This window comes from Aeromicrobium sp. UC242_57 (assembly GCF_044452305.1).
Taxonomy (GTDB): Bacteria; Actinomycetota; Actinomycetes; order Propionibacteriales; family Nocardioidaceae; genus Aeromicrobium.
On record NZ_JBIOAM010000003.1, the window covers coordinates 1,324,971 to 1,350,384 of the forward strand.

Genomic DNA, 25,414 nt, shown 5'->3' on the forward strand with positions numbered 1-25,414 from the left:
GTCCGCCAGGCGGTGTGCGTCGACAGAAGGGGAGGCGTACTTTCAACGCCTCTACCTTCGGAGTGTTCGTGTCTCACGACTTTGCCAGCCGCCACATCGGTCCCACTGCTGACGACCAGGGCGCCATGGTGCGGCGAGTCGGTTACGACTCGCTCGACGCGTTGATGCGCGCAGCAGTTCCCGCCGGAATCCGCAGCACGACCGCGCTCCGATCTGCCCGCCGCACAGACCGAGACAGAGGCACTGACCGGGCTCCGCGCCCTGGCCGACCGCAACAACCCCGGTGTCGCGATGATCGGGCTCGGCTACCACCCGACGATCACGCCGGCCGTGATCCGACGCAACGTGCTCGAAGATCCGTCCTGGTACACCGCCTACACGCCCTATCAGCCCGAGATCTCGCAGGGACGGCTCGAGGCACTGCTCAACTTCCAGACCCTCATCGCCGACCTGACGGGCCTGCCGACCGCCAACTCGTCCTTGCTCGACGAGGGCACTGCCGTGGCCGAGGCCATGACGTTGATCCGGCGCGCCACCAAGGGCAAGGACACGTTGCCGATCATCATCGACGCGGGCCTGCTGCCGCAGACACTCGCCGTGACCCGCACGCGTGCTGAGGCGCTCGGCATCGAGCTGCTCGAGCTCGACCTGGCCGATGGTGCACCCGACGTCGAGGCAGCCGGCACGATCATCGCCTATCCGCGAGCGGACGGGCAGATCGTCGACCCACGAGCGGCGATCGAAGCCGCCCAGGCGACGGGCGGCCTCGCCGTCGTCGTCGCCGACCCGTTGGCCCTCGTGCTCCTGGCTTCTCCGGGCAGTCTCGGTGCCGATGTCGTGGTCGGCTCGAGCCAGCGCTTCGGTGTGCCGATGTTCTACGGTGGCCCCCACGCTGGCTTCATGGCCGTGCGAGCTGGCCTCGAGCGACACCTGCCCGGACGTCTGGTCGGAGTCTCGGTCGACAGTGCCGGACGTCCCGCGTACCGACTGGCCCTGCAGACCCGCGAGCAGCACATCCGTCGGGAGAAGGCGACATCGAACATCTGCACCGCGCAGGTGCTCCTGGCCGTCACAGCGTCGATGTACGCGGTCTACCACGGACCTGAGGGCCTGCGGAAGATCGCCACCGAGGTCAACGGCTCCGCGCGCCAGCTGGCCTCGGGCCTGGCGGCCGGGGGAGTCGAGCTGGTCTCCGAGACCTACTTCGACACCATCGTGGCGCGGGTCCCGGGTCGCGCCGCAGAGATCGTCGCGAAGGCGCGGACGCAGGGCGTGCACCTGCACCTCGTCGATGCCGATCATGTCGGCGTCGCGACCAACGAGTCGACGACCGACGAGCACCTGCGAGTCGTCTGGGGCGCCTTCGGCGTCGACAGCCACGGCCCGACCTCGGCGGCCCCGTCTTTGCCGACCGGCTGCTGCGCACCGACGAGATCTTGACGCATCCGGTCTTCCACGAGCACCACAGCGAGACCCAGATGCTGCGCTACCTCAAGAAGCTGGCAACCGCGACTACGCCCTCGACCGCGGAATGATCCCGCTCGGCTCGTGCACCATGAAGCTCAATGCGACCGCCGAGATGGAGCCCATCAGCTGGCCGGGCTTCGCCGACCTGCACCCCTTCGTCCCCGCCGACGACGCGGCCGGCATGATCGAGCTGATCGAGACGCTCGAGTCGTGGCTCGCCGAGGTCACGGGCTATGCGGCTGTCTCGATCCAGCCCAATGCCGGCTCGCAGGGCGAGTTCGCCGGCCTGCTGGCCATCCGGGCCTACCACCGCAGCCGTGGTGACGAGCACCGCACCGTCTGCCTGATCCCGAGCTCCGCGCACGGCACCAATGCCGCCTCGGCCGTGATGGCCGGGATGCGCGTCGTGATCGTCAGTCGACCGATCAGGGCGAGGTCGACCTGGTCGACCTCGAGGCGCAGTGCGAGGCGCACAAGGACGATCTCGCCGCGATCATGGTGACCTACCCGTCGACCCACGGCGTCTACGAGCACGGCATCACCGAGCTGTGCGAGATCGTCCACTCGCACGGGAGGCCAGGTGTACGTCGACGGTGCCGAACCTCAACGCGCTGCTGGGCCACGCGCAGCCGGGCGTGTTCGGCGGCGATGTCTCGCACCTCAACCTGCACAAGACGTTCTGCATCCGCACGGTGGCGGCGGACCAGGCGTCGGCCCGGTCGCGGTGGCCGAGCACCTCGTCCCGTTCCTGCCCACGCATCCCTTGCACCCGATCGAGAGCAAGCGCGAGGGCATCGGCGCGATCAGCGCCTCGCCCTATGGCTCGGCGGGCATCCTGCCGATCCCTTACGCCTACGTCGCGATGATGGGCGCAGAGGGGCTGACCGAGGCGACCTCGGTCGCCGTGCTCGCGGCCAACTACGTCGCCAAGCGGCTCGAGAGCGCGTTCCCGGTGCTCTACACCGGTGATGACGAGCTCGTGGCGCACGAGTGCATCCTCGACCTGCGGCCGATCCTCAAGCAGGCTGGCCTCTCGATCGATGACGTCGCCAAGCGTCTGATCGACTACGGCTTCCACGCCCCGACGATGAGCTTCCCGGTCCCGGGCACGTTGATGGTCGAGCCGACCGAGTCCGAAGATCTCGCCGAGCTCGACCGGTTCTGCGAGGCGATGCTCGCGATCCGTGCCGAGATCGACCAGGTCATCGCCGGTGCCTGGCCAGACGGCGACAACCCCCTGGTGCACGCGCCGCACACGATGCGGGAGCTCCCCTCGTGGTCTCATGCCTACGACCTCGAAGTCGGCTGCTTCCCGTCCGGGACGGTCGACGACAAGTACTGGCCGCCGGTAGGCCGGATCGACCAGGCCTACGGTGACCGCAACCTGGCGTGCTCGTGCCCGGCGATCGAGGCGTTCGCCGACTAGCGGCTGACGCCCTGCCACCAGGTGATGACCTGGTCGACGACGGGTTCGGGGGTCCGCACCCACTGCACGTGGTCGTTGCTGCCGCCTTCGGGGACGTCGTCGGGTCCGTAGACCCAACGGGTCGTCTGCGCTGGCTCCAGGAAGCGCTCGATGTACGCATGGTTGGCCTTCGACGGGGCGAAGGAGTCTCCTTGCAGGTGCACGATCAGCGAGGGTGTCGCGTGGCGAGACTCGGCGGGGAACGGCGGACGTCCGGTACGGATGAAGCTGGCCCACTGGCTCATCAGGGTCCGGCTCCGGGACCACCGAACATCGGCTTGGGCACGTGGCCCCAGACACGGTTGATCAACGGCACGCCGAGGCCCATGAAGATCAACGGCACCCCGCCGAACGGGTAGTGCTTGTAGTGCGGCACCGCTGCGCCGACACCCACGAAGCCGTCGCTGGGCACGTGGTTGAGCTCATGCCCAGCGGCCAGCTGAGCGCCGATGCTGTGCCCCAGCACGATCACCGGGCGATCGGGATCATCGGCCCGCGCCTTGGCGACGGCATCGGCGATGTCGTTGATCCCGTCGTCATAGCTCCAGTCGACGTTGCGGGATGCCGCCGTCTCGTCGCGGCCGAAGCCCCGTGACCGCAGCGTCTGAGCCGTCCACCCGCGCTGCTCGAACGCGGCGACGAGTGGACGGTAGAACGCAGACGGAACCGCCATGGCGGGACTGATGAGGACAAGAGCCGAAGTCACCGCGCCATCATGACACCAGCGCTGTCAGCATGTTGCCTCGGGTCAGAGCGGGATCGACGCCACAGGATCGGAGGTGGGCAGATCGGACCCGCCATCAGGTTCGACGGTCACCGCAATCCGCTGCGCCTTCGTCACACCCTCCATCACCATCTGACCGCTCCGGGTGAAGTAGCCCTGCGAGCGGGGACCGGACGCATCGACCATCCACACCTGGTACACCTTTCCCTTGCCAGGACTCGGCAGGTTCTTGGCGAGGACGACGGCCGCGTCTGCGGTGTCGGACAGGTAGAGCCTGACGCTTCCGCCCTCGTCGAAGGTCTTGGAGGACGTCTCGACGTCATCGGCACTCAGGACCGACGACATGAGCTGGTTCTGGCTCCGGGCGTCCTTGGCGTTCTCGTGCTCGGCGACGTAGCCGCCCACGCCGACCGCACCGATCAAGAAGGCGGCCGCCACGGCAAGACGGGGGAGTGCCCGGCGCAGACCGCGACGTTGCGCGAGTGCGGTGACCACCGGACGCTCCTGAGGGGTCTTCACGATGTCGGCCATCAGCTGCTCGCGCAGACCGGCCGGCGGTGTGTGACTCATGGCGTCACCCAGGCGTACTGCGGTTTCCAGGAACCCGGCCAGCTCGGCCTGGCAGTCGGTGCAGTGCTCGAGGTGCGTCTCGAACCGTTGGCGCTCGTCGGAGTCCAACGCGTCGAGCGCATAGGGCGCGATCAAGGAGTGCAGGTCGGTGCTCATGCTTCCACTCCCATGCAGTCGCGCAGGCGGACGATGCCGTCCCGCATTCGGGTCTTGACGGTCGCGGTGTTCGCGGCGAGGGCCGTGGCCACCTCGGCGTAGGTGTAGCCCTGGTAGTACGCCAGGGTCACCGCCTCGCGCTGCAGATCGGTCAGGCCGTCCAGACAACGTCGAACCTGCTCGTGCTCGAGGCTGATCGTGACCGCTTCCTCGACTTCGTCGTAGTCGGGCCCTCCCGACCAGTCGTACTTGTTCTCGCGGTTCGTGGCGGCCTGGTCGTGACGGACGGCGTCGACTGCGCGGCGATGAGCGAGGGTCAGGACCCAGCTCTTGGCGCTTCCGCGCGACGAGTCGAACCGCGCCGCGGTCTGCCAGACCTGCATGAAGACTTCTTGGGACACCTCTTCGGCACGCGCCGGATCGCGGATGACGCGGCGGGCGAGCCCGTAGACAGATGAGCCGAGCGCATCGAACAGCGCACCGAAGGCCGACTCGTCGCCGAGCGACACCCGGGTCAGCAGGTCACCAAGATCGGGTGCAGCTGCCGGCTCGTCCGTCGGCTCGCCGGCGATGCTCAGTCGCGCAGATGAGGCCATCGTGTGCTCCCTTCCAAGAAGCTTCCTACGAGCCATTCGGTGCAGCCTCCGGTCAGGATGGGTGTGGGCCCCGCAATTGTGCGGCGAACCTCTCATCAGTCTATGGCCGCTTCATCGTGCACACCTGGGCGACAGGTGCCAGCATCGAAGACGTGCCCGGCCCGCGACTCGACACCTACGCCTCACTCGCCAGTCCCAAGGCAGTCGTGCTGTTCTTGCACGGCGGCCAGCAGCACAGCGAAGAGCCCGTGCTCGACCGGCACGCCAGCTGGTGGCGGATCGCCGCGATGGCGCGTTCGCTGCGCCGTTTCGCGAAGCGGAACGATCTCGAGGTCGAGCTGCTGCAGTACCGGGTGCGCGGCTGGAACGCACCTGACGATCCGTCGCCGGTCAGGGATGCGCGGTGGGCGCTGGCTGAGCTGTCGTCCCGCCACGTAGGACTGCCGGTGATCCTGGTGGGTCACTCTATGGGGGGACGTACCGCGTGCCGGGTCGCAGACGATCCTCACGTGCTGGGCGTCGTGGCCTTGGCGCCATGGCTGCCGGAGGGTGAGCCGCACGGATCGTTGCGGGGGAGACGACTGCACGTCCTGCACGGCACCAGCGACCGGTGGACCTCGGCCCAGCTCAGTCACGCCTTCGTCGAGCGCGCTCGACCCATCGCCGCGGCGGCGACCTGGCGCTCCCTCCCGGGCGCAGGACACTTCATGCTCCGCCGCCGGTCGACCTGGCGACGCTTCGTGGAAGAATCAGTGCTGGAAATTCTGGACAGTGCGGCCTCGCAGGAGGGCACGTCGAACAAAGGCAGTGTGTGACTGACACCGTTGGCTATGGGATCGCGGCTCTCGCGCTCCTGGTGGCGATCTTCGCCGGTTGGCACACCTATCGGCGGCTCGAGTTCAGCAATCCGCTCTTCTATGCGGTGGGCGTCCTGCAGATCGTCCTGATCGTCCTGCTGGTCGGCAGCTGATCGCCCTGTCCAAGACCTCGCGCGATGTCGACGGCGTGCTGTTCATCTCGTACCTGGTCACGATGGTCGTGATCCCGACCGCAGCGACTCTGTGGGGCATCGCCGAGAAGTCCCGATGGGGGACCGGCGTGGTGGTCGTTGCCATGCTGACCGTCAGCGTCCTGTCGATCAGGTGCCTCGGAATCTGGCAGGGCGCGTATGTCTGACACCTCACACGGCTTCGGTCGTGCTCTCGTCGCGGTCTATGCCGTCTTCGCGCTCTCGGCGACCGCTCGGTCTCTGTACCAGCTGATCACCGATGTCGAGTCCGACACGATCGTGCCGTACGCGCTGTCGGCGTTCGCCGCACTGGTGTACGTCGCAGCGACGTATGCGCTGGCCCGGAACCGCCGCCGGCTGGCGCTCGTCACGATCATGATCGAGCTCGTGGGCGTGCTCGCCGTCGGCGCACTGTCCCTGCTCGACAAAGCTCTTCCCCGTCCAGACCGTGTGGTCGGGGTTCGGCGAAGGATATGGGTTCATCCCCTTGGTGCTGCCGTTCATCGGACTGTGGTGGTTGCGCCGGAGCGACTCGGTCGGCCGCAGCACGCCATGAGGCGCGACTACGTGTTCGTGTCGCGGTGGACCGTGGCACAGACGCGTGAGTCGTTGTGGGACGTGCTCGACGGCTGTTGGCGACCGACGACCCGATGGCCTGGTGGCCGGCAGTGCGGGTGACCGGCTACGACGGTGACCGGATGACGGTCCGGGCCACCAGCGCCTTCGGCTACGGGCTGACGTTCTCGTTGACCGACCTCACGACATCCCGTCCTGACCGGTTGACGTTCGCTGCCGAGGGCGACCTACGCGGTGAAGGCATCGTGACGTTCCGCGAGAGCGCACCGGGCACCTGCGAGATGGAGATCGACTGGCGAGTAGCCACCGACCGCCGCTGGATGCGCGCAACCGGTTGGTTCCTGCGCCCGGTCTTCGTCGCCGGCCATGCCCTGATCATGCGCCAGGGCGAGCGGCACCTCAATGCCTGGTTGCGTCTCGACGAGCCGATGCGGTAGCGTCCTGCGACGCATCACACCCCACCGACGACCGAGGAGGCATCCGATGAGCAATATTGCATCGACCAGCCCCTTGTTCGTGCTGCCCGAATACTCGCTGCGTGGCGAGTATGAGCGCCGTGCGGTCGATGCGCGACACCCCGAATCCTGTCCTGGCTGACCAGCCAGCTGATTCGGACACCGAGCCTCGACCGCACCCGCGGTCGGGGCTTTTTGCATGTTCATGACACACCACACAGAGAGAAGAACACCATGGAGAAGATCTCCCAGCGGCTGTTCAGCTGGGCATCCATCCTCGAACCGAGCACACGCGCCCAGGCCGAGACGGCCAGCACGATGCCGTTCATCTACCCGCACCTCGCGCTGATGCCCGACGCCCACCTCGGCAAGGGCGCGACCGTTGGCTCGGTCATCCCGACCCTCGGGGCGATCATCCCTGCGGCCGTCGGCGTTGACATCGGATGCGGCATGATCGCTGTGCGCACGCCCTACACGGCCGCGGACCTGCCCAGCGATCGCAAGGCCCTGCGCGAGTCGATCGAGCAGGCGATCCCGCTGTCGGCCGGCAACTACAACACCGATGTGACGCGTGAGCACACGCGGACGCGTCTCGACGAGTCGCGGGCGATGCCGTGAAGGCGGGCTTCGACCCCGCCGTCGCATCGCCGAACTGGGAGCTGCGGCTGGGCACCTTGGGCTCGGGAAATCACTTCATCGAGGTCAGCCTCGACGAGGACGACCAGGTCTGGCTGTTCCTGCACTCCGGCTCGCGGGGCGTCGGCAACAAGATCGCGCAGCGACACATCGCCGTGGCACAGCGGCTGTGCAAGCGGTGGTGGATCGATCTTCCTGATCCCGACCTGGCGTACCTCGTCGAGGGCACCGACGAGTTCGTCGCCTACATCCGGCAGCTGCGGTGGGCGCAGAAGTTCGCCCTGCTGAACCGCGAGGAGATGATGGACCGCGTCGTCGCTTGCTTCGCGAGCTGGCTAGGTGTCCCGTCGGTCGCGCGTCTGGAGGAGATCAACTGCCACCACAACTACACGACCAAGGAGAAGCACTTCGGCAAGGACGTGTGGCTGTCACGCAAGGGCGCGATCGACGCATCGGCCGGCACCATGGGGCTGATCCCCGGCTCGATGGGGACGCGGTCGTACGTCGTCGCCGGAAAGGGCAATCCGGTCGCGCTGCGAACTCGTCTCCGCACGGGGCTGGCCGGGCCTTCAGCCGGGCAGCGGCGCGTCGGGAGTTCACCCAGGACGACCTGCGGGCCGCTATGGGTGACATCGAGTACCGCGACACCTCGGCGTTCGTCGACGAGATCCCGGGGGCCTACAAGGACATCGACATCGTGATGCAGGATGCTGCCGACCTCGTCGAGATCCGTCACACCCTGCGGCAGATCGTCAACGTGAAGGGGGACTGACCAGGTGGCGGTCGGCTGAAGTCGGCCGCCACCTCGGTTCAGCTGATTGCGCAGTGCGACCGGAAGAAGTCGAAGAAGGCCGTCTTCTGCCCCTTGTCCAGCGGCAGGAAGTAGGCCGCGTCCGCAGGGAGATCGTCGGCCTCGATCTTGACCGGGAACAATCGACCGACCTTGTCCTCGGCGAGGGCGTGCGGATCGCATCTGGCTGGGACGACCTGCATCGTCACGGTGCGCGGCGCCCCGGTCAGCGGCAGGTCGACGTCTACTGGTGAGCCCGCTGCCTGGCGAAACAGCACGGTGTCGCCGAATCCGACGAACCGGACGTCCTCGCGCTTGCCGGTGGGTGTCAGGGTCACCGGCAGGCTCAACACCGACGAACGTCCGCACCGCTGACCTGGGGTTGGCCGATCTCGACCTTCGCCGCCTCCTCGAAGGTGAGCTGGGCGCAGTCTCGGTCGGCGAAGTACAGGGCGTGGTCGTAGAGGTCGTCGACGGTAGTCGTCGAGATCTGAGGTCTGCCACCGTCGACCTGATAGGTCACGGCGATCGAGGCGTCGAGGTCGGACCCGCATCGACCACGCGGCATCGTGAAGTCGATGTCGGTCTTCTGCCCGGCTTCAAGGACGTCGTCACCAGACCAGTCGACATCGTCGAAACGCGGCGACGAGAGGGTGAAGTCGCTGATCGTGATCTGCTGATCGGTTCCGTTCTGGATGCTGACAAAGAGAGTTCGGCCACTTTGCTGGTACCGCGACTGGTCGACCTCGACCTTGATCCCGTCGGGCATCGGCGACGAGTCCGGGCCGTCACTGGCACAGGCCGCGAGCGAGAACCCGAGCAGCAGTCCGGCGATCACGACGAATGAGAACCTCACCGGCCCAGTATCACCGAATCCGCCCGATTCAGGCCCAGTGCGGCGACAACGTGACGACGTCTCCGATCACCGTGATGGCCGGCGAGGTCGCGCCAGCGGCAGCGGCAACCTCAGCGAGGGTCGCCAGCGTGGCGACCGTGACTCGTTGAGCGGGCGTGCAGCCGCGTTCGATGATCGCTGCAGGCGTCGAGGCATCATGCCCGCTGGCGATCAGCTCGGCGCAGGTCTCGGCAAGCCGCTTGACGCCCATCAACATCACGATGGTGTGATCGCGCGAGTGGGGGAGCGCTGCGACTGCTTCGTGGGCCGTCACGACGCTGAAACCACGGGCCAGACCACGATGGGTGACCGGGATACCTGCCGCTGCGGCAACGGAGATCGCGCTCGTGACGCCCGGAACCACCTCGACCGGCACACCCGCCTCACGGCACGCGATGGCTCTTCGCCGCCACGGCCGAAGACGTACGGGTCACCACCCTTGAGTCGCACGACGACCAGGCCGCGCTTGGCTCGGTCGACCAGCAGCGCGTTGATCTCGTGCTGGGGGATCGGGTGGTGGTCGGGCATCTTGCCGACATCGATGACCTCGACGTCCGGATCCAGCTCGGCCAGGATGCTGTGCGGAGCGAGCCGGTCGACGACCACGACATCGGCCTCAGCCAACAGGCGTCGTCCACGGGTCGTCAACAGGCCCGGATCGCCCGGTCCTCCGCCGACCAGGGCCACGAAACCATCAGGATGGTGAGTCCGGTGGCGCATCGGCAGCTCACCTGACTGCAGGGCCGCAGCCACACCGTCACGCAGTGCTGACGCCCGTCCGGCATCGCCACCGCCGCTGATGGCGACCACGACGTCGTCGACCTTGGCGACAGCTGGTGCCCAGGCTGTCGCCCGGTCGGGATCGCCACCCTTCAAGCACCAGATCTGAGCCGCTTCGGCATCTGCTGCAACCTCGTCGTCGACAGACGTACCCGTCGCCGTCTGGACGAGCCAGGCGCCCGCGAGGTCTCCCGCCGCGTACTCGCGCTGGATCCACTCGACATCACCGCGGCCGATCGACGAGGCCAACGACTCGGACACCTGAGGCGAGATCACGACGACCGCAGCCCCGGAGTCGAGCAGGCTCAACGCGCGCCGTGTGGCGACGTGACCGCCGCCCACCACGACGACACGACGACCCGTGACACGCAACGTCAGCGGCAGGCTTCCACCAGTCGTCATGCAGGAACGCCGACACCAGCGACGGCAGCCACCTCAGCCTTGGTGTCGAGCAACGCGTCGCCGACCATGCCAGCGGCCAGGGTTGCACCGTCCTGGGCGTCGATCAGCAGGAATGCTCCGGTGCTGCGGGCGTGCAGATACTCCTCGGCTGGGATCGGGGCCGCGAGACGCAACGTGACGTGGCCGATGTCGTTGAGGCCGAGAGAGTCGGCCGGCAGCAACCGGGCGTCATCGAGATCGAGCTTGCCGCCGATCAGCTTGACCATCGCCTGCACGGTCTTGGTCCCGTGCTTCAACAACACCTTGGTGCCGGGCACCAGGTTGCCGTCAGCCAGCCAGGCGATCGTCCCATCGATGTCTTCAGTGACCGGCGGGACGCTGCGCGAGGTGACGATCAGGTCGCCGCGGCTGATGTCGATGTCGTCGCTGAGACGCAACGTCACCGACTGCGGTGCGAACGCCTCGGTCAGCGCGACACCTGCGAAGTCGATTCCTTCGACCGTGCTGGTGCGCCCACTCGGCTGCACCGTCACGGCGTCGCCGACGCGCACGAGTCCGGACGCGATCTGACCGGCATAGCCGCGGTAGTCGCGGAACTCGTCGCCGGCAGCCGACTGAGGCCGGATGACGAGCTGGACGGGGAAGCGCAGCGGCTCGGAGTGCGGATCGCCGATGGGGGAGAGCTGCTCGAGGAACGACAGGAGGCTCGGGCCTTCGTACCACGGCGTACGGTCGGACCGGTCGACGACGTTGTCGCCGTCGAGCGCCGACACGGGGATCGTGGCCACGTCGTACAGCCCCAGGCTGCGAGCCGAGTCGAGCACCTCGTCGGATACCCGGTTGTAGGTCGCCTCGTCGAAGTCGACCAGGTCGATCTTGTTGACGACGACCACGACATGGGGACGCGCAGCAGCGAAGCCACCGCGAGGTGACGGCGAGTCTGCTCCTGGATGCCGTGCCGGACGTCGACCAGAAGCACCACCACGTCGGCGGTGCTGGCACCGGTCACGGTGTTGCGGGTGTACTGCACGTGTCCGGGGCAGTCGGCCAGGATGAACGACCGCTCGGCCGTCGCGAAGTAGCGGTAGGCCACATCGATCGTGATGCCCTGTTCACGCTCCGAACGCAGACCGTCCGTCAGCAGCGCGAGATCAGCCGAGGCCAGTCCGCGGTCACGGCTGACTCGCTCGACTGCGTCGAACTGGTCGGCCAGCACCGACTTCGAGTCGTACAGCAACCGGCCGACCAAGGTCGACTTTCCGTCATCGACGGATCCAGCAGTGGCGAGACGCAAGAGCGTGCGCATCAGAAGTAGCCTTCCTTCTTGCGGTCTTCCATGGCTGCCTCGGAGGCGCGGTCGTCGGCGCGGGTTGCGCCACGCTCGGTGATGCGGGTTGCGGCGACTTCGACGATGACGTCCTCGACCGTTGTCGCATCGCTCTCGACCGCGCCGGTGCACGACATGTCGCCGACCGTGCGGTAACGGACCTGACGCTTCTCGACGGTCTCGCCTTCGCGGGGCTGCGAGACATCGCTGACCGAGACGAGCATGCCGTCGCGCTCGAACACCTCACGCTGGTGCGCGTAGTAGAGCTCGGGCAGGGCGATCTGCTCGGCGCCGATGTACTGCCAGACGTCGGCGGCGGTCCAGTTGCTCAACGGGAACACCCGGACGTGCTCGCCGGGACGGTGCTTGCCGTTGTAGAGGTTCCACAGCTCGGGGCGCTGGTTGCGCGGATCCCACTGGCCGAACTCGTCACGCAGGCTGAAGACACGCTCCTTGGCACGAGCCTTCTCCTCGTCACGACGACCGCCGCCGAAGACCGCATCGAACTTTCCGTCGGTGATCGCGTCGAGCAGCGGCTGGGTCTGCAGCTGGTTGCGGGTCCCGTCGCTGCGTTCGCGCAGCCGGCCATCGTCGATGTAGTCCTGCACGCTGGCCACCTCGAGACGCAGTCCCAGGCGGGCGACGGTCTCGTCGCGGTAGGCGATGACCTCGGGAAAGTTGTGCCCGGTGTCGACGTGCAGCACCGGGAAAGGCACCGGCGACGGCCAGAACGCCTTGGTCGCCAGGTGCAGCATCACGACCGAGTCCTTGCCGCCCGAGAACAGCAGCACGGGCTTCTCGAACTCAGCCACGACCTCGCGGATGATGTGGATCGCCTCGGACTCCAGCCACTGCAGCTGGGTGAGACGGCGTTCGTCAGTCAGGGTCATCGGTGCCTTGTCAGAAGTAGAGCGCAGCAGGTACTGGGCGGGGGATCAGGTGTGCAGACCGCACTCGGTCTTGTCGAGCCCGGCCCACCGGCCGGCCCGGGGATCCTCGCCAGGCGCCACGCGACGGGTGCAGGTCGCGCAGCCGATCGAGGGATATCCGTCATTGACGAGCGGGTTGACGATGACGTCGTTGTCATCTGCGTACGCCAGGAGGTCGTCGAATGTCCAGGCGGCCAATGGATTGACCTTGACCAGACCGTTCTTCTCGTCCCAGGTGATGAAGGGCGTGTCGGCACGAGTCGGGCCCTCGTCGCGGCGGACCCCGGTGATCCATACCTCGTAGCCCTGGAGCGTGCGGTGCAGCGGCTCGACCTTGCGCATGTCGCAGCACGCCGCCGGATCGCGCTGGTACAGGTTCTCGCCGTACTCGGCGTCCTGCTCGGCAACGGTCAGCTTGGGCAGGACGTCGACGATCGACAGCTGCATCGACGCCTCGACAGCATCGCGCGTGCCGATCGTCTCGGCGAAGTGGTAGCCGGTCTCGAGGAACAGCGTGTCGACCCACGGCAGGTGCTGGGCGACGACAGCGGGCAGCACGGCGTCGGCCATCGAGCACGCCACAGCAGTCCGGTAGCCGAAGGTCTCGGCGACCCAGGCCAGCACGGCGTCAGCATCAGAGTCGCCGAGCGCCAGTTGGCCGGCCTCAGCGATGGCCCGCAGCGTCATTGCTGCGCCGGGGCGACAGCAGCGCTTCACGCGACGCAAGGTGGGCTGTCCGAGATGCTGTGTGGGCGAGCTGCTGCTCGCGGCGCTCGGCAAGTGTCAGAGCGGCTTCACTCATCGGCGGCACCCCTCTTGTCGATATGGCCAGAAGACAGCCTCCAGGATAGGTCGCCGCCCACGGGGTGTCGTGACGCCCGAGATGCTGTCCGTATCGCGGAACGCAATTGAGTGACCCACCTCACAATCAATTCCCTCCGAATGCTCTGTCAGACAGGTCGAGTGTTTTAGCTTTCGAGCGCAGGGGTACCGCCCCCGGGAGTGGCAGACGCCACCCGAAAGAGAGGACACGCATGGCTTTCATCTTGTGGATAATTGCCGTCGCGATCGCCGATCTACGGAATCCTGCGCCTCGTGCGTGGCGACATCCTGATCGGCATCGTCTTGCTGATCGTGGCAGCGCTGGTCGGACCGGGTGGGTACAGCATCTTCAGATAAGCTGGCGAAGCAGCACGAGCATGGCGAAGGGCTGGGTGCACGGGCACCCGGCCCTTCGCCATGTCGGCGCATCAGACGTAACCTCAGACCATGCGCTTCATCGACATCCACCCGGCCAATCCTCAGCAGCGCGCAGTCGATCAGGCTGCAGCGATCATCCAGGATGGCGGCCTGATCGCCTATCCGACCGACTCGGGCTACGCACTGGGGGCGCAGCTGGGCAACAAGGATGCTCTCGATCGGATCCGTTCGATCCGCAAGCTCGACTCCAAGCACCACTTCACGTTGGTCTGCAAGGACTTCGCCCAGCTGGGTCAGTTCGTTCATGTCGACAACTCGATCTTCCGGGCCGTCAAGAACGCGACCCCGGGGCCGTACACCTTCATCCTGCCTGCCACCCGCGAGGTGCCGAAGAGGCTGCTGCACGAGAAGAAGAAGACTGTCGGAGTGCGCATCCCCGATCACAAGATCGTCTCAGCCCTGCTTGCCGCTATCGGAGAACCGCTGTTGTCGACGACGCTGATCCTGCCCGGGACCACCGAGCCGATGGCCGCGGCCTGGCTCATCGCCGAAGAGCTCGACGGCCAGGTCGATGCCGTCATCGAGTCCGGCGAGGACGTCATCGCCGAGCCGACCACGGTCGTCGACTTCTCGGACGGTTACGCCGAGGTCGTCCGCGTCGGTGCGGGCGACCCGGCGCCGTTCGAGTAGACCTCAGCCACGGGCGGCCGCCTCTTGGAGCAACCTGATCGCCTTGGGGCCCACGCCGTGCAGTCGTAGCAGCTCCCTTCTCGTCGGCTGCCAAGAGCTCTTCGAGGGTCGTGTAGCCGGCGGCGTCGAAGGCGCGGCGTGCGGGCGCTCCGACCCAAGGAATATCAGTCATGGGACGAGGTTGGTCATCGCTGCTCTTGTCTGTCAAGGCGACACGTGCAACGGTCACGGCATGAGCCCGTGCACCTATGTCTTCGTCCCAGGCGCTGGCGGCATGGCGTCCTTCTGGACCCATGTGCGCGAGAGGCTGACGTCCCGCGACGTTGCCAGTGTGGCGGTCGACCTGCCCGGCCCCGACCCGGAGGCAGGGCTGCCGGAGTACGTCGACCTCATCGTCGAGGCAGCCCAGGGGTTCGACGACGTCGTGCTGGTGGCCCAGTCGCTCGGCGGCTTCAGCGCGTCGTGGGCGGCCTCGACCTTCAGACCTCAGGAGCTCGTGCTGGTCAACGCCATGATCCCGCTGCCGGGCGAGACGGCCGGGCAGTGGTGGGAGGCGAGTGGCTCCGTGGTCGCTCGGGCGGCCAACGACGTCGCCGAAGGACGCGATCCCGACGGCCCGTTCGATGCCGACGTGTACTTCTTCCACGACGTGCCACCCGCGATGCTGGCAACGCTCACCGACGATCCTCAGGACGAGGCGGACGCGGTGTTCGCGACCCCCTGGGGCCTCGACGCCTGGCCAGACATACCAACCCGGGTCATTGCCGGCGAGCACGACCGACTGTTCCCGGTCGAGTTCCAGCGCCGGCTGGCACGCGAACGTCTCGGGGTCGAGATCGAGGTCGTCCCCGGCGGACATCTGGCCGCGCTGAGCCGCCCCGACGAGCTGGTCGATGCCCTCCTGCGACCCCGCTCAACCGACAGGAACTGATCCGACGAGAGAAGGCACGATCATGGTCGACTACCACCACCCCTTCAGCGGCTTCTCAGTGCGAGATTCTGCCGAATCCGCAGAGTCTACCGTGACAAGCTCGGGCTGAGCGTCACGGTCGACGACAGCGGCTTCGGCCGCATCTTGCTGGGCGATGGCCACTACGTGTTGTTCTATCCCAAGGGCGACGCGCACGAACCAGCCTCGTTCACCGTCCTCAACCTGCCCGTCGCAGACGTCACGGCGGCCGTGTCCGAGCTGGCCGCTGCCGGGGTGGCGTTCAATCTCTACGAGGGGATGCCGCAAGACGCCGACGGCGTGATGCGCGGACACGGGCCCGACATTGCCTGGCTGACCGATCCGTCTGGCAACGTGTTCTCAGTCGTGGCGCAGGGCTAGTCGGCTGATCGGCGCAGCCCCAGGCGGCCGGTGCAGCCACTCCCAACGCCGGGGGCGAGCAGCCTCCTCGGCTGCCCTCAGCTCGGCTAGCCGCTGCTTCTGCTCGGCGACCCGCTGGGCACGGCGTTCGCGCCAGGCCACGATCTCCTCGTCGACATCACGCAGGGGAGTGATGACCGGTGGCCCGCCCTGGAGCTGTCGGCGTGCTTCAACAATCCGGGCGTTGAAGTCGTCGAGCACGCGCCGGACGCCGTCGGGCGTAGTCTCGCGATCCAGTGTCTCGTCCATCTCAGCGTGCTCGATCCGCAGCGCAATCGCCGGAGGGACGACGCTGAGGCGCTCGCGCTCGATCAGCTGCTTGAGCCACCAGTCGGGGTCGTGCGGGCGGTCGATGCCGGGAATGGGCTTGCCAGCTCCCGGAAGGTTGTCGAACTCGCCATCGTTGATAGCTCGCTGCACCTGCATCTCGACCCACTGGGACGCGCTGGCCTGACGACGCGCCTGGTTCTTGGCGCGCTCCTCCGGGTCCTGCTCGGAGTCGGCTCGATGCTCGGCCGCCGCAGCCTCGCGTTCGAGACGCGCTGGTACTCGTGTCGGGCCCGGTCACCGGCGCTCATGATCACCTCCTGCAGAAACCATCGTACGAGCCCAGTTCCACTTCGCGACTCCTCGTCCACCTAGGGCACCTGCTCCATTCGCGAGTCAGGCGAACGCTTGGCGAACAGTCGCCGAACCTCTCGTGCAGGCAACCGATTTGGCGCGGACAGGCTGTCACTCACTCTTAGTGTGGAGCCGCACCATCTCGCGGTGCTTCGATGGAGAGGTACATCCCCCTGATGTCAACTGTTCCCTGCTCGACGGTTCGCTCGAGTCCGTCCCAAGATGCTGGTCGGCGGTGTCGCTGTGGGCCTCGTGCTCACGACCGGCGCCGTCGCCATCGCCGCCGGTGGTCTTGCGCCACCGGCCGCCAACCCCGCCACGATCTACCGACCAGATGCGACACCCGGCCGGGTCATCCTGACCCCCACCGAGACACCGGCCACCTCGCAGAACGTCTCCTGGCGCACGTCCAGCGACGTGACGACCCCCAAGGTCGAGCTGTCGCTCGCCACGAAGGGCGACGCCCAGGCGACCAAGACGTTTGCCGCGACCACGACGACGATGACGGCCGACCTCGGCTACCAGGAGTCGCACCACTCGGCCTCCATGACCGGTCTGGCCCCCGACACGACCTACGTCTACCGCGTCGGTGACGGAGACTCCTGGAGCGAGTGGACCGAGTTCTCCACCGCAGCTTCCGACACCGAGCCGTTCTCGTTCATCATGCAGGGCGATGCGCAGAACGACATCAAGTCATATGTCTCGCGCACGTTCCGCGCCGCGACGGAGGCACGCCCCTACGCCAAGGTCGTCATGCATGCCGGCGACCTGATCGACACCGACAGCTCCGACGCCGAATGGGGGGAGTGGTTCGGTGCAGCGGGCTTCGCGAACGGTTCGATGAACGTCGTCGCAGCCGCCGGCAACCACGAGTACTATCCGGGACCGCAGCTGTCGGCCAACTGGGCAGCGCAGTTCGAGTACCCGCAGAACGGACCCGACTCCACCCCGTCGATCAAGCAGAAGTACGCGGAGAACGTCTACTTCACCGACTACCAGGGCGTGCGCTTCATCGCCCTCAACAGCAACTTCCCGGGCGACACCGAGGCCATGGCCGCGCAGACCGACTGGCTCGAGGACGTGCTGAAGAACAACCCCAACAAGTGGACCGTCGTGACGTTCCACCACCCGATCTTCTCGGTCACGTCGGGTCGTGACAACGCGATCTTGCGCGCTGCCTGGATGCCGCTGTTCGAGAAGTACGACGTCGACATCGTGCTCAACGGACACGACCACGCCTACGGTCGCGGCAACGTCATCGCCAACGAGGCCGACCTGCCGTCCGGCACGACCGCTGCCAAGAGCAACCGCGGACCGGTCTACCTCGTCTCCGTCGCCGGACCGAAGTACTACGTTCCGGACCCGGCCGAGTCGAACAACTGGATCGTCAACGGGGCCCGCCTGCGCGCCATGGAGCGGGACACCCAGATGTACCAGCTCGTCGACGTCAAGGACGGCGAGCTGCACGTCGAGAGCTGGAACGTCTCGGGCCAGCTCGTGGACGGCTTCGACATCGTCAAGTCCGGCGGCAAGAAGCTCGTCACGACGATCGACAAGCCCCGCGCCGGTGGTCCGGGGTCGTCGCGCGCCAAGGACGGCACCCCGACGGCCCTGCCGTCGATGGCGGTGCCGGGCCCGGCACCGACGACGACGGTCCCGACGACACCTGAGCCGACCGAGCCCACTGCGACCCCGCCGGTGACGAACCCCACCGCGGTCATCCCCGCGCTCACGGCTGATCGATCGGCCTCGCAGCGATACGGCTCGACGGCACGAGTGACAGTGACGGCGGCCGTGCCGGTCGTTGGAGGCAAGCGTCCCGACGGCAGCGTCGCGTTCAAGGACGGCAGCAGGTTGCTCGACCACGACCACCGTGCCGACGAGTGGAAAGGTCGCCTACAGCTGCCCTCGACCCTGACGGCAGGACGTCACCAGATCACCGCGACGTTCACGCCCGCCAAGGGGTCCACCGGGCACAAGGCAGGCACGTCGACGGCCCGGACGATCACCGTCGTCAAGGCGAGCTCGACCACGAAGATCAGCGGCCTCGCGTCGAAGATCAAGGCCAAGAGCCGCCCGACCGTCACGGTGCGGGTCGCCATCTCCGGCGTGAAGGCACCGGCCGCGCGCGTGCGGGTCTACGACGGCTCGAAGGTCATCGCCACGGTGACGCTGAAGGCCTCGGCCAACGGCACCGTCAAGGTCAAGCTTCCCCGTCTCAAGAAGGGCAGCCACAAGATCTCCGTCCGCTACGACGGCACCGGCAACGTCGTCGGTTCCAGTCCGCCACCAAGAAGGTGACGGTTCGATGAGTACTCCGATGAGAGGGAGCAACGTGTCCACGTCGACACAACCTCGGCGCCTCGTGCGCCGCGTCCTCGGTGCGGCCCTGGCCTGCACCGTCCTGACCGGGATCGCCACGATGTCGGCGACGCCGGCTCAGGCAGTCGCCACGTCACCGGCCGAGCACTACAACCCGACGCGTGTTCCCGACCGGATCACGCTGACGCCCACGGCCACCCCTGAGACCAGCCAGTACGTCAGCTGGCGGTCGTCGACGGCGGTCACGTCTCCGCAGGTCGAGGTGCTGGTCGCATCCAGCAAGACCTACCGCAACGACCAGATGAAGTTCGATGCCGAGAGCACGACGATCAAGACCGATCTCGGTTACGACGCCAAGTTCCACAAGGTGACGCTGGCCGGGCTGACCGGTGGTACGACCTACCAGTACCGGGTCGGCGACGGCACCAACTGGAGCGAGTGGCAGCACTTCACCACCGCAAAGGCCGGCAAGAAGGACTTCTCCTTCCTGTACTTCGGCGACGTGCAGAACGGCATCAAGTCGCAGTCGTCACGTGTCATCCGCAACGCACTGCGTGACCGGCCAGACGCCGATCTCATGGTGCAGGTCGGCGACATCGTCAACGACGCCATGAGCGACGAGCAGTGGGGGGAGGTGTATGACGCGACCGGCTACGCGATGGGCACCAAGAACTTCTTGATGGCCCCCGGCAACCACGAGTACGAGGGCGATGCGATCTCCGAGCAGTTCCAGGCGCAGTTCACCTACCCGGACAACGGTCCGAAGGGCAGCGGCGCCGACTATGACCTGCTCAAGGGCACCGTCCACTACAACGACTACCAAGGTGTGCGGTTCATCTCGCTCAACAGCAATGCGAGCGCGGCCGGCCCACTAGCCATCCAGACCGCATGGCTCAAGGGTGTGCTGGAGGAGAACCCGAACCAGTGGACCGTGGTCTACTTCCACCACCCGATCTTCTCGCTCGACGAAGGCCGCGACAACCGGACGATCCGGGACGCGTGGCTGCCGTTGTTCGAGAAGCACAACGTCGACCTCGTGCTCCAGGGACATGACCACGCGTACGGACGCGGCAACCACGACGACGCGGAGAAGGACAATCCGTCGACCTGGAACACCGAGCTGTCGTACGACGGCCCGGTCTACGCCGTGTCGGTCGTCGGCTCGAAGAAGTACACCGCCGGCCCGCGTCTGTGGAACGAGAACGACGCACACCTGCGGCGGATGGGCGGCGGTCTGCAGCTGTACCAGTCGGTCGACGTCAGCGAAGGCAAGCTGCGGTACGAGTCGCGTACCGCGGACGGTCAGTACTACGACGGTTTCACGATCCTGAAGAACGAGCACGGCAAGGCCGTCACCGACGACAAGGCGCCCGACGTCATCGACCCCGACAACCCGGGCCCCTGCCTGGGCTGCGGAACCGACCCGGGCACCGATCCCGGCACGGATCCGGGCGCCGAGGACACGATCAAGTACGCGCCGAAGAAGACGCTGAAGTCGGTGGACAAGTCGTCTGCGTCGTTGCCGGCGGGTGTGGCGTTCTCGGCCAAGCGTGATCATGTGTTCCTGGGTGATCAGAATGGTCGCAAGATCTTCGAGATCGATCCGGTCACCGATCAGGTCAAGAACACCATGACGTTGCCGAGAACATCCGTGATCTGGGCATCGATGACGAGAACGACCTGTTGTACGTGGGTCAGCAGAACAAGAACTGGATCGTGGTCTCGACCAAGGCAGAGACCTACGGTCAGGTCGTGCGTGGGCCGTTCACGGTAAGCGAGTCGAACCGTTCGATCGACGTCGATCCCAAGCTCGGCTACGTGTACGTCGCGATCCCGGCACGTGGTGTCGAAGTGCTCGACGCCACGACGGGTGAGAGCATCGGCACGATCTCAGGCACCACGGGTGCGTACTACGTGGCAGCCGACGAGGTCGGCGGCAAGGTCGCGGTCGCGTACTTCGAGGAAGCGACTGACGTCAAGAACGTCGAGGTGTTCGATGCCAAGGGATCGTTCGCGTCCAAGTGGTCGACTCCGACCCGCGCGAACGCCCGTCAGGTCGACATCGACTCCACCAACGGGCTGGTCTACGTCGGCTACACCGGCACCAACGACACCTCGGGCGGATTCAGCGTCCACTCGTTGGCCACCGGCAAGGAGCTCGCGGACAAGAAGGGTGCTGCGTTCGGCAAGGACGGCTACGGCATCGCGGTCGACGAAGAACGGCAGCACGTCTACGTCTCCAACCGCGACTTCCGCCTCAACCCCGCCGGCGAAGAGACCACCGCCATCGCCATCAACGTGAGTGAACGGGTGCTCGCGGAGACGTGGGACTACTCGGCGGCAGGCAACCTGAAGTCGGTGGACAAGTCGTCTGCGTCGTTGCCGGCGGGTGTGGCGTTCTCGGCCAAGCGTGATCATGTGTTCCTGGGTGATCAGAATGGTCGCAAGATCTTCGAGATCGATCCGGTCACCGATCAGGTCAAGAACACCATGACGTTGCCCGAGAACATCCGTGATCTGGGCATCGATGACGAGAACGACCTGTTGTACGTGGGTCAGCAGAACAAGAACTGGATCGTGGTCTCGACCAAGGCAGAGACCTACGGTCAGGTCGTGCGTGGGCCGTTCACGGTCAGCGAGTCGAACCGTTCGATCGACGTTGATCCCAAGCTCGGCTACGTGTACGTCGCGATCCCGGCACGTGGTGTCGAGGTGCTCGACGCGACGACGGGTGAGAGCATCGGCACGATCTCAGGCACCACGGGTGCGTACTACGTGGCCGCCGACGAGGTCGGCGGCAAGGTCGCGGTCGCGTACTTCGAGGAAGCGACTGACGTCAAGAACGTCGAGGTGTTCGATGCCAAGGGATCGTTCGCGTCCAAGTGGTCGACCCCGACCCGCGCGAACGCCCGTCAGGTCGACATCGACTCCACCAACGGGCTGGTCTACGTCGGCTACACCGGCACCAACGACACCTCGGGCGGATTCAGCGTCCACTCGTTGGCCACCGGCAAGGAGCTCGCGGACAAGAAGGGTGCCGCGTTCGGCAAGGACGGCTACGGCATCGCGGTCGACGAAGAACGACAGCACGTCTACGTCTCCAACCGCGACTTCCGCCTCAACCCCGCCGGCGAAGAGACCACCGCCATCGCCATCACCAAGAGCAAGCGTGTCCTGCCCGGCGACACCGGCGGTGGCACGGATCCAGGCGAAGAGGAGCCAGGCGGCACAGATCCGGGGGAGGGGACACCTGACTGGACGGCAACGCCCTTGACGTCCATCCCCGGTGCCGACGACACGTCGATGGACGACAAGCCGGTCGGATCGGTGGTCGAGAAGGCCACCGGCCACCTGTTCGTGGGCAACGAGCAGCGTCCGGCCCGCGTCAGGGTCATCAACCCCGCGACCGACAAGACGGTCAAGGTGCTGACGATCCCAGATGCTGCCGCTGAGGGCGTCCGTGACCTCGCGCTCGACGAGGCCAAGCAGGAGCTGTACGTCGCGTACGGTGCCAGCTGGGTCGTGGTCGACCCGTCCGATGCCTCGGTCATCCGGGGGCCCTTCGCCTTCGGTGCGAATGTGCGAGGGATCGCGGTCGACTTCGCTGGCGGACGCGTGTTCGGCGCCACCAGGGGGGACCGGCTTCACGGTCAGTGATGCCTCCACGGGCGCAGTCGTCCAGACGATCGACACCCCTGGCGCCAGCTGGTCGTCGCACGGCATCGCGTTCGCGGCCTCAGCCAACCGGATCTACGTGTCGAACGAGAACACGGCCGGGACAGCCGGGCTGCGGGTCTACCAAGGCACCGACTACTCGCTGGAGGACGAGGTCGCCACGACCACGCCGACCTGGCGGGCCGTCGACGTCGACGAGACCAAGGGGCTGATCTTCCTGGCCCACGCGACCAACACGTACCAGGACAGTGGTGTGACAGTGCTCAAGACGTCGGACCGTTCGCTGGTCACGCGCCTGGCGGCACACGAGTACGGCAACAAGGTGTATGGAATCTCCGTCGACGCCCAACGTGGGTTCGCCTACGTGTCGGCGCGTGACCGCGCACCGGTAGGAATCATCAAGGTCAAGATCCCCGCAAGCTGATCTGATCGCAGCACCGAGGGCCGGATTCTCCACACAGGGGAGTCCGGCCCTCGGCATCCTGCACGAGTTGCCAGGGGAGTGCGGCTGAACCAGTATCGAGCTCATGGCCGATCAACTCGAACGTTGGACCGAGGCAACCACCTACCCCGACATGTGGGCCGATCCTGAGCGGGATCCGCGCAACCGGGATGGCTCCAGCCCAGACGGTGAGCTGGCGACGTTGCAGGACTTTCTCCGCGACTACCGCCTGACGCTGCTGATGAAGTGCGACGGTCTCGACGCAGCCCAGCTCGCGACCCGGGTCGGTTCCGCCGTCCACGATGTCCCTGCTGGGCCTGCTACGTCATCTCGTCGAGGTCGAGCGCGACTGGCGTACCTGGATCGAGCCAGACATCGACGTGCCGAAGCTCTACGGTGCACGCGACGCCGACTTCGACGACGTCCGGCCAGATCAGGCCATGGTCGATGCGGCCTATGCCGACCTTGAGCGCGAGCAGGCGGCCACCGACGCTCTGCTGGCCGAGCACCCCGACCTCGGTGAACGCCTCGGCAACGACTACGTCTCGGTGCGCGAAGCTTCTCGTCCACCGGATCGAGGAGTACGCCCGGCACTGCGGCCATGCCGATCTGCTGCGGGAATGCGTCGACGGTCGTGTGGGTCAGTAGCCCTGTCGGTCAGAGCCCCTCGACGAGCTTCCCGTTGCAGGCGAACCGGCCGTAGAACGACTCGTCGAAGCGGTTGTCGACGTAGATGTTGTAGCAGGACTTGCCGTTCGACTGGATGCTGAACGAGGCTGACTCAGCATCTTCGATCTTGCCGAGAGCGAGCTCGAGCGATGCGCCGAACTTCGACGCATCCACGTTCTTGAGGTCGAGGAGCCATACCTCTTCGGAGTCGGAGTACCTCCCGGTCGAGTACTCCGTCCATTCACCGTCCCACGACCAGGTGACGTACCGGCGGCTCTGCTTCGGGGTCAGCGGGATCGTGACGGTCAGCGAGTCCTCGCTCAGCTGCGCTCGGGTCACCTTGGTCGTCTTGAGCTTGGCCTGCATCGCGCTCAGGAACTCGGCATACCCTTCGGCGGTGCGAGGATCCTTGATCGGGGCGGGTTCTTCTGGCGCGTCATCCGGGCCAACCGTTGCTCCAGCGAACGGAGTGGGGGGCGAGTCTTCGGCGAAGACCTGGGGCAGGAGGAGCCACAGTGCCACCGCCGTGGCAGCCACGATTCCAGCAATCTTGAGCGGGCGACTTGTGACTGCGGACGACTTCGTGCCGACGCCCGGCGGCCGCCAGCTCTGCTCGCCAGGCCGCTGCAGGTCGAAAGCTGCTCGTCCAGGTCAGCAAAGGTCTTGGCGGCTTGCAGCTTGGCTGTGCGCGCATCGAGCTCGGTCCGGCTGAGCTGTCCATCGGCGTAGGCGGCGGTCAGCACCTCGATCGCCGTCGCGCGGTCGGCGTCTCTGGCTCGAGTCCGTGAGTAGGCCATCAGCGTTCCACTTCTGCCCACGACAGTCGTACGTGCCGGTCCATGGGGTCGTTCCGCTCGCGGTGGCGGTGATGCAGACGCGACGGTTGCCGTGGCGTTCGATCTTGAACACGAGTGTCGGGTTCGCATCGTCACCGGCCTGCTTGCTCACATCGGCGAGGACAGCTGACACAGCATCCGCTCCGACGAGCCCAAGGCTCAGACGTTCTCCGTCGCGGTCACCGGTTCGTCCGCGCCCCATTCGCCGTCCCAGGTGGTCTTGACAGCGTCGGTTCCTGCGGCCGTGGTCGGACGGATGACGGAGAGTGCCTCGCTAGTGAGCATGGCTGTGTACACGGTGTCTGAACCGGAGTGCTCGTCGAGGGCTTCGCGTGCGAGGTTGAAGGCTTCTGGGGTGAGCAGCGATGCGCTCGTCTTGGCGGGCTGAGGCGTCGGGGCATCGGGAGAGCTGGCGGACCCTGGACGGACGACGAACGCGAGCGCAGCGACGCCGACTCCTGCGAGCACCAGCCCAGTCAGCACCGACAGCTTCGTGCTCGGCGTAGTCGGCTCGTGTCGGACGGGGGGCGCGGGCGTAGTCGTGGCCGAGGATGGGCGCGGCCGCCAGACGACGCCCTCGGGCTGCAGGTCCAGAATGTCTCGCTCGAGGTCAGCCAAGGTAGACGCCTGGAGCAGCCGGTCGACTCGCTGTTCGTACTCATCACGCGTCAGCTGTCCGTCAGCCCAGGCTGCTTCGACGATCTCGATCGCGACATCACGATCGACGTCCCGTGCCCGGACCTTGCGCTGACTCACGCACCAAGGTTAGGGGGTCCGGTTCGTCGGCGGGAGGCAGAGTTCTCCCGCAACCCG

The 25,414-nt window shown here is 66.5% G+C and carries 27 protein-coding genes and 6 pseudogenes; 18 read left to right on the forward strand and 15 right to left on the reverse strand.

Features of this window, described 5'->3' with window-relative positions; genetic code table 11:
• The first annotated feature begins 125 nt into the window (after positions 1 to 125).
• A pseudogene (gcvP, locus tag ACHMWU_RS18710) lies at positions 126 to 2,893 on the forward strand (aminomethyl-transferring glycine dehydrogenase).
• On the opposite strand, the gene ACHMWU_RS18715 reads toward gcvP, so the two are convergent.
• The 4 genes from ACHMWU_RS18715 to sigK all read right to left on the reverse strand — a co-directional run bounded on the left by ACHMWU_RS18715 (position 2,890) and on the right by sigK (position 4,978).
• Positions 2,890 to 3,177 (reverse strand): hypothetical protein, encoded by a 288-nt coding sequence (locus tag ACHMWU_RS18715; RefSeq protein ID WP_396045838.1) that lies wholly within the window; start codon positions 3,175 to 3,177, stop codon positions 2,890 to 2,892. The pseudogene gcvP and the gene ACHMWU_RS18715 sit on opposite strands and share 4 nt — an antisense overlap.
• Entirely contained in the window at positions 3,177 to 3,605 is a 429-nt protein-coding gene (locus ACHMWU_RS18720; RefSeq protein ID WP_396045840.1) for an alpha/beta fold hydrolase, read from the reverse strand. The genes ACHMWU_RS18715 and ACHMWU_RS18720 overlap by 1 nt, the downstream gene beginning before the upstream one ends.
• Before the next feature lie 75 nt (positions 3,606 to 3,680).
• Positions 3,681 to 4,382, reverse strand: coding sequence for an anti-sigma factor domain-containing protein (locus tag ACHMWU_RS18725; protein ID WP_396045842.1), 702 nt, complete (start codon positions 4,380 to 4,382; stop codon positions 3,681 to 3,683).
• On the reverse strand, positions 4,379 to 4,978 hold the full coding sequence (sigK, locus tag ACHMWU_RS18730; protein WP_396045844.1) for an ECF RNA polymerase sigma factor SigK: 600 nt from the start codon (positions 4,976 to 4,978) through the stop codon (positions 4,379 to 4,381). Before sigK ends, ACHMWU_RS18725 begins: the two co-directional genes overlap by 4 nt.
• Positions 4,979 to 5,094: 116 nt before the next feature.
• Here sigK and ACHMWU_RS18735 point away from each other — a divergent pair, with 116 nt between their 5' ends.
• From ACHMWU_RS18735 to ACHMWU_RS18765, 7 genes and pseudogenes are all read left to right on the forward strand, one after another.
• Positions 5,095 to 5,793, forward strand: a complete 699-nt coding sequence (locus ACHMWU_RS18735; protein WP_396045846.1) for an alpha/beta hydrolase — start codon at positions 5,095 to 5,097, stop codon at positions 5,791 to 5,793.
• Positions 5,790 to 5,948, forward strand: a complete 159-nt coding sequence (locus tag ACHMWU_RS18740; protein ID WP_396045848.1) for a hypothetical protein — start codon at positions 5,790 to 5,792, stop codon at positions 5,946 to 5,948. Before ACHMWU_RS18735 ends, ACHMWU_RS18740 begins: the two co-directional genes overlap by 4 nt.
• A gap of 35 nt (positions 5,949 to 5,983) precedes the next feature.
• A complete protein-coding gene (locus ACHMWU_RS18745) occupies positions 5,984 to 6,154 on the forward strand; it encodes a hypothetical protein (RefSeq protein ID WP_396045850.1) in 171 nt (56 codons plus the stop codon).
• Positions 6,147 to 6,665 (forward strand): hypothetical protein, encoded by a 519-nt coding sequence (locus tag ACHMWU_RS18750; RefSeq protein ID WP_396045852.1) that lies wholly within the window; start codon positions 6,147 to 6,149, stop codon positions 6,663 to 6,665. Before ACHMWU_RS18745 ends, ACHMWU_RS18750 begins: the two co-directional genes overlap by 8 nt.
• A complete protein-coding gene (locus tag ACHMWU_RS18755) occupies positions 6,638 to 7,000 on the forward strand; it encodes a hypothetical protein (RefSeq protein WP_396045854.1) in 363 nt (120 codons plus the stop codon). Before ACHMWU_RS18750 ends, ACHMWU_RS18755 begins: the two co-directional genes overlap by 28 nt.
• A gap of 252 nt (positions 7,001 to 7,252) precedes the next feature.
• Positions 7,253 to 7,636 (forward strand): RtcB family protein, encoded by a 384-nt coding sequence (locus ACHMWU_RS18760; protein WP_396045856.1) that lies wholly within the window; start codon positions 7,253 to 7,255, stop codon positions 7,634 to 7,636.
• Positions 7,633 to 8,426 (forward strand): annotated as a pseudogene (locus ACHMWU_RS18765) (RtcB family protein). The gene ACHMWU_RS18760 and the pseudogene ACHMWU_RS18765 overlap by 4 nt, the downstream one beginning before the upstream one ends.
• Before the next feature lie 38 nt (positions 8,427 to 8,464).
• Here the strand turns inward: ACHMWU_RS18765 and ACHMWU_RS18770 are convergent.
• From ACHMWU_RS18770 to ACHMWU_RS18800, 7 genes and pseudogenes are all read right to left on the reverse strand, one after another.
• Positions 8,465 to 8,782, reverse strand: a complete 318-nt coding sequence (locus ACHMWU_RS18770; RefSeq protein ID WP_396045858.1) for a hypothetical protein — start codon at positions 8,780 to 8,782, stop codon at positions 8,465 to 8,467.
• Positions 8,783 to 8,790: 8 nt separating this feature from the next.
• Positions 8,791 to 9,300: a hypothetical protein gene (locus ACHMWU_RS18775; RefSeq protein ID WP_396045860.1), complete on the reverse strand. Its 510-nt coding sequence runs from the start codon at positions 9,298 to 9,300 to the stop codon at positions 8,791 to 8,793.
• A gap of 28 nt (positions 9,301 to 9,328) precedes the next feature.
• Positions 9,329 to 10,521 (reverse strand): annotated as a pseudogene (gene cobA / locus ACHMWU_RS18780) (uroporphyrinogen-III C-methyltransferase).
• Positions 10,518 to 11,827, reverse strand: a pseudogene (locus ACHMWU_RS18785) (sulfate adenylyltransferase subunit 1). The pseudogenes cobA and ACHMWU_RS18785 overlap by 4 nt, the downstream one beginning before the upstream one ends.
• The gene (cysD, locus tag ACHMWU_RS18790) at positions 11,827 to 12,738 is read right to left on the reverse strand and encodes a sulfate adenylyltransferase subunit CysD (protein ID WP_396045862.1); all 912 of its coding nucleotides are present in this window, start codon (positions 12,736 to 12,738) and stop codon (positions 11,827 to 11,829) included. The pseudogene ACHMWU_RS18785 and the gene cysD overlap by 1 nt, the downstream one beginning before the upstream one ends.
• 45 nt (positions 12,739 to 12,783) lie before the next feature.
• Entirely contained in the window at positions 12,784 to 13,464 is a 681-nt protein-coding gene (locus ACHMWU_RS18795) for a phosphoadenylyl-sulfate reductase (protein ID WP_396045864.1), read from the reverse strand.
• Positions 13,442 to 13,579: a hypothetical protein gene (locus ACHMWU_RS18800; RefSeq protein WP_396045866.1), complete on the reverse strand. Its 138-nt coding sequence runs from the start codon at positions 13,577 to 13,579 to the stop codon at positions 13,442 to 13,444. The genes ACHMWU_RS18795 and ACHMWU_RS18800 overlap by 23 nt, the downstream gene beginning before the upstream one ends.
• 254 nt (positions 13,580 to 13,833) lie before the next feature.
• Here ACHMWU_RS18800 and ACHMWU_RS18805 point away from each other — a divergent pair, with 254 nt between their 5' ends.
• The 4 genes from ACHMWU_RS18805 to ACHMWU_RS18820 all read left to right on the forward strand — a co-directional run bounded on the left by ACHMWU_RS18805 (position 13,834) and on the right by ACHMWU_RS18820 (position 15,997).
• Complete coding sequence (locus ACHMWU_RS18805) at positions 13,834 to 13,956, forward strand: GPGG-motif small membrane protein (RefSeq protein WP_396045868.1); 123 nt, start codon at positions 13,834 to 13,836, stop codon at positions 13,954 to 13,956.
• Positions 13,957 to 14,046: 90 nt separating this feature from the next.
• Positions 14,047 to 14,667: an L-threonylcarbamoyladenylate synthase gene (locus ACHMWU_RS18810; RefSeq protein WP_396045870.1), complete on the forward strand. Its 621-nt coding sequence runs from the start codon at positions 14,047 to 14,049 to the stop codon at positions 14,665 to 14,667.
• Between the two features lie 232 nt (positions 14,668 to 14,899).
• Positions 14,900 to 15,598: an alpha/beta fold hydrolase gene (locus ACHMWU_RS18815; protein ID WP_396045872.1), complete on the forward strand. Its 699-nt coding sequence runs from the start codon at positions 14,900 to 14,902 to the stop codon at positions 15,596 to 15,598.
• Positions 15,599 to 15,673: 75 nt separating this feature from the next.
• A complete protein-coding gene (locus ACHMWU_RS18820) occupies positions 15,674 to 15,997 on the forward strand; it encodes a VOC family protein (RefSeq protein ID WP_396046896.1) in 324 nt (107 codons plus the stop codon).
• On the opposite strand, the gene ACHMWU_RS18825 is transcribed toward ACHMWU_RS18820, so the two are convergent.
• Positions 15,977 to 16,462 carry a DUF1992 domain-containing protein gene (locus ACHMWU_RS18825; RefSeq protein WP_396045874.1) on the reverse strand — a complete coding sequence of 162 codons (486 nt, stop codon included), beginning with the start codon at positions 16,460 to 16,462 and terminating at the stop codon, positions 15,977 to 15,979. The genes ACHMWU_RS18820 and ACHMWU_RS18825 overlap by 21 nt on opposite strands.
• A 417-nt stretch (positions 16,463 to 16,879) precedes the next feature.
• Here ACHMWU_RS18825 and ACHMWU_RS18830 point away from each other — a divergent pair, with 417 nt between their 5' ends.
• The 6 genes and pseudogenes from ACHMWU_RS18830 to ACHMWU_RS18855 all read left to right on the forward strand — a co-directional run bounded on the left by ACHMWU_RS18830 (position 16,880) and on the right by ACHMWU_RS18855 (position 23,744).
• A complete protein-coding gene (locus tag ACHMWU_RS18830; RefSeq protein WP_396045876.1) occupies positions 16,880 to 18,958 on the forward strand; it encodes a fibronectin type III domain-containing protein in 2,079 nt (692 codons plus the stop codon).
• Positions 18,959 to 18,992: 34 nt separating this feature from the next.
• Positions 18,993 to 20,753 carry a fibronectin type III domain-containing protein gene (locus ACHMWU_RS18835; RefSeq protein ID WP_396045878.1) on the forward strand — a complete coding sequence of 587 codons (1,761 nt, stop codon included), beginning with the start codon at positions 18,993 to 18,995 and terminating at the stop codon, positions 20,751 to 20,753.
• Complete coding sequence (locus ACHMWU_RS18840; protein WP_396045880.1) at positions 20,669 to 22,636, forward strand: YncE family protein; 1,968 nt, start codon at positions 20,669 to 20,671, stop codon at positions 22,634 to 22,636. The genes ACHMWU_RS18835 and ACHMWU_RS18840 overlap by 85 nt, the downstream gene beginning before the upstream one ends.
• A gap of 97 nt (positions 22,637 to 22,733) precedes the next feature.
• Positions 22,734 to 23,078 (forward strand): hypothetical protein, encoded by a 345-nt coding sequence (locus ACHMWU_RS18845; RefSeq protein ID WP_396045882.1) that lies wholly within the window; start codon positions 22,734 to 22,736, stop codon positions 23,076 to 23,078.
• A gap of 320 nt (positions 23,079 to 23,398) precedes the next feature.
• Positions 23,399 to 23,566, forward strand: a pseudogene (locus ACHMWU_RS18850) (hypothetical protein); the annotation flags it as partial.
• A complete protein-coding gene (locus ACHMWU_RS18855; protein WP_396045884.1) occupies positions 23,553 to 23,744 on the forward strand; it encodes a DUF664 domain-containing protein in 192 nt (63 codons plus the stop codon). The pseudogene ACHMWU_RS18850 and the gene ACHMWU_RS18855, both read left to right, overlap by 14 nt.
• A 9-nt stretch (positions 23,745 to 23,753) precedes the next feature.
• On the opposite strand, the gene ACHMWU_RS18860 is transcribed toward ACHMWU_RS18855, so the two are convergent.
• The 3 genes and pseudogenes from ACHMWU_RS18860 to ACHMWU_RS18870 form a co-directional block, all read right to left on the reverse strand.
• On the reverse strand, positions 23,754 to 24,302 hold the full coding sequence (locus ACHMWU_RS18860) for a hypothetical protein (protein WP_396047026.1): 549 nt from the start codon (positions 24,300 to 24,302) through the stop codon (positions 23,754 to 23,756).
• Between the two features lie 113 nt (positions 24,303 to 24,415).
• Positions 24,416 to 24,691 (reverse strand): annotated as a pseudogene (locus ACHMWU_RS18865) (DUF1707 domain-containing protein); the annotation flags it as partial.
• Positions 24,692 to 24,760: 69 nt separating this feature from the next.
• Complete coding sequence (locus tag ACHMWU_RS18870; RefSeq protein ID WP_396045886.1) at positions 24,761 to 25,357, reverse strand: DUF1707 domain-containing protein; 597 nt, start codon at positions 25,355 to 25,357, stop codon at positions 24,761 to 24,763.
• Positions 25,358 to 25,414 lie beyond the last annotated feature (57 nt).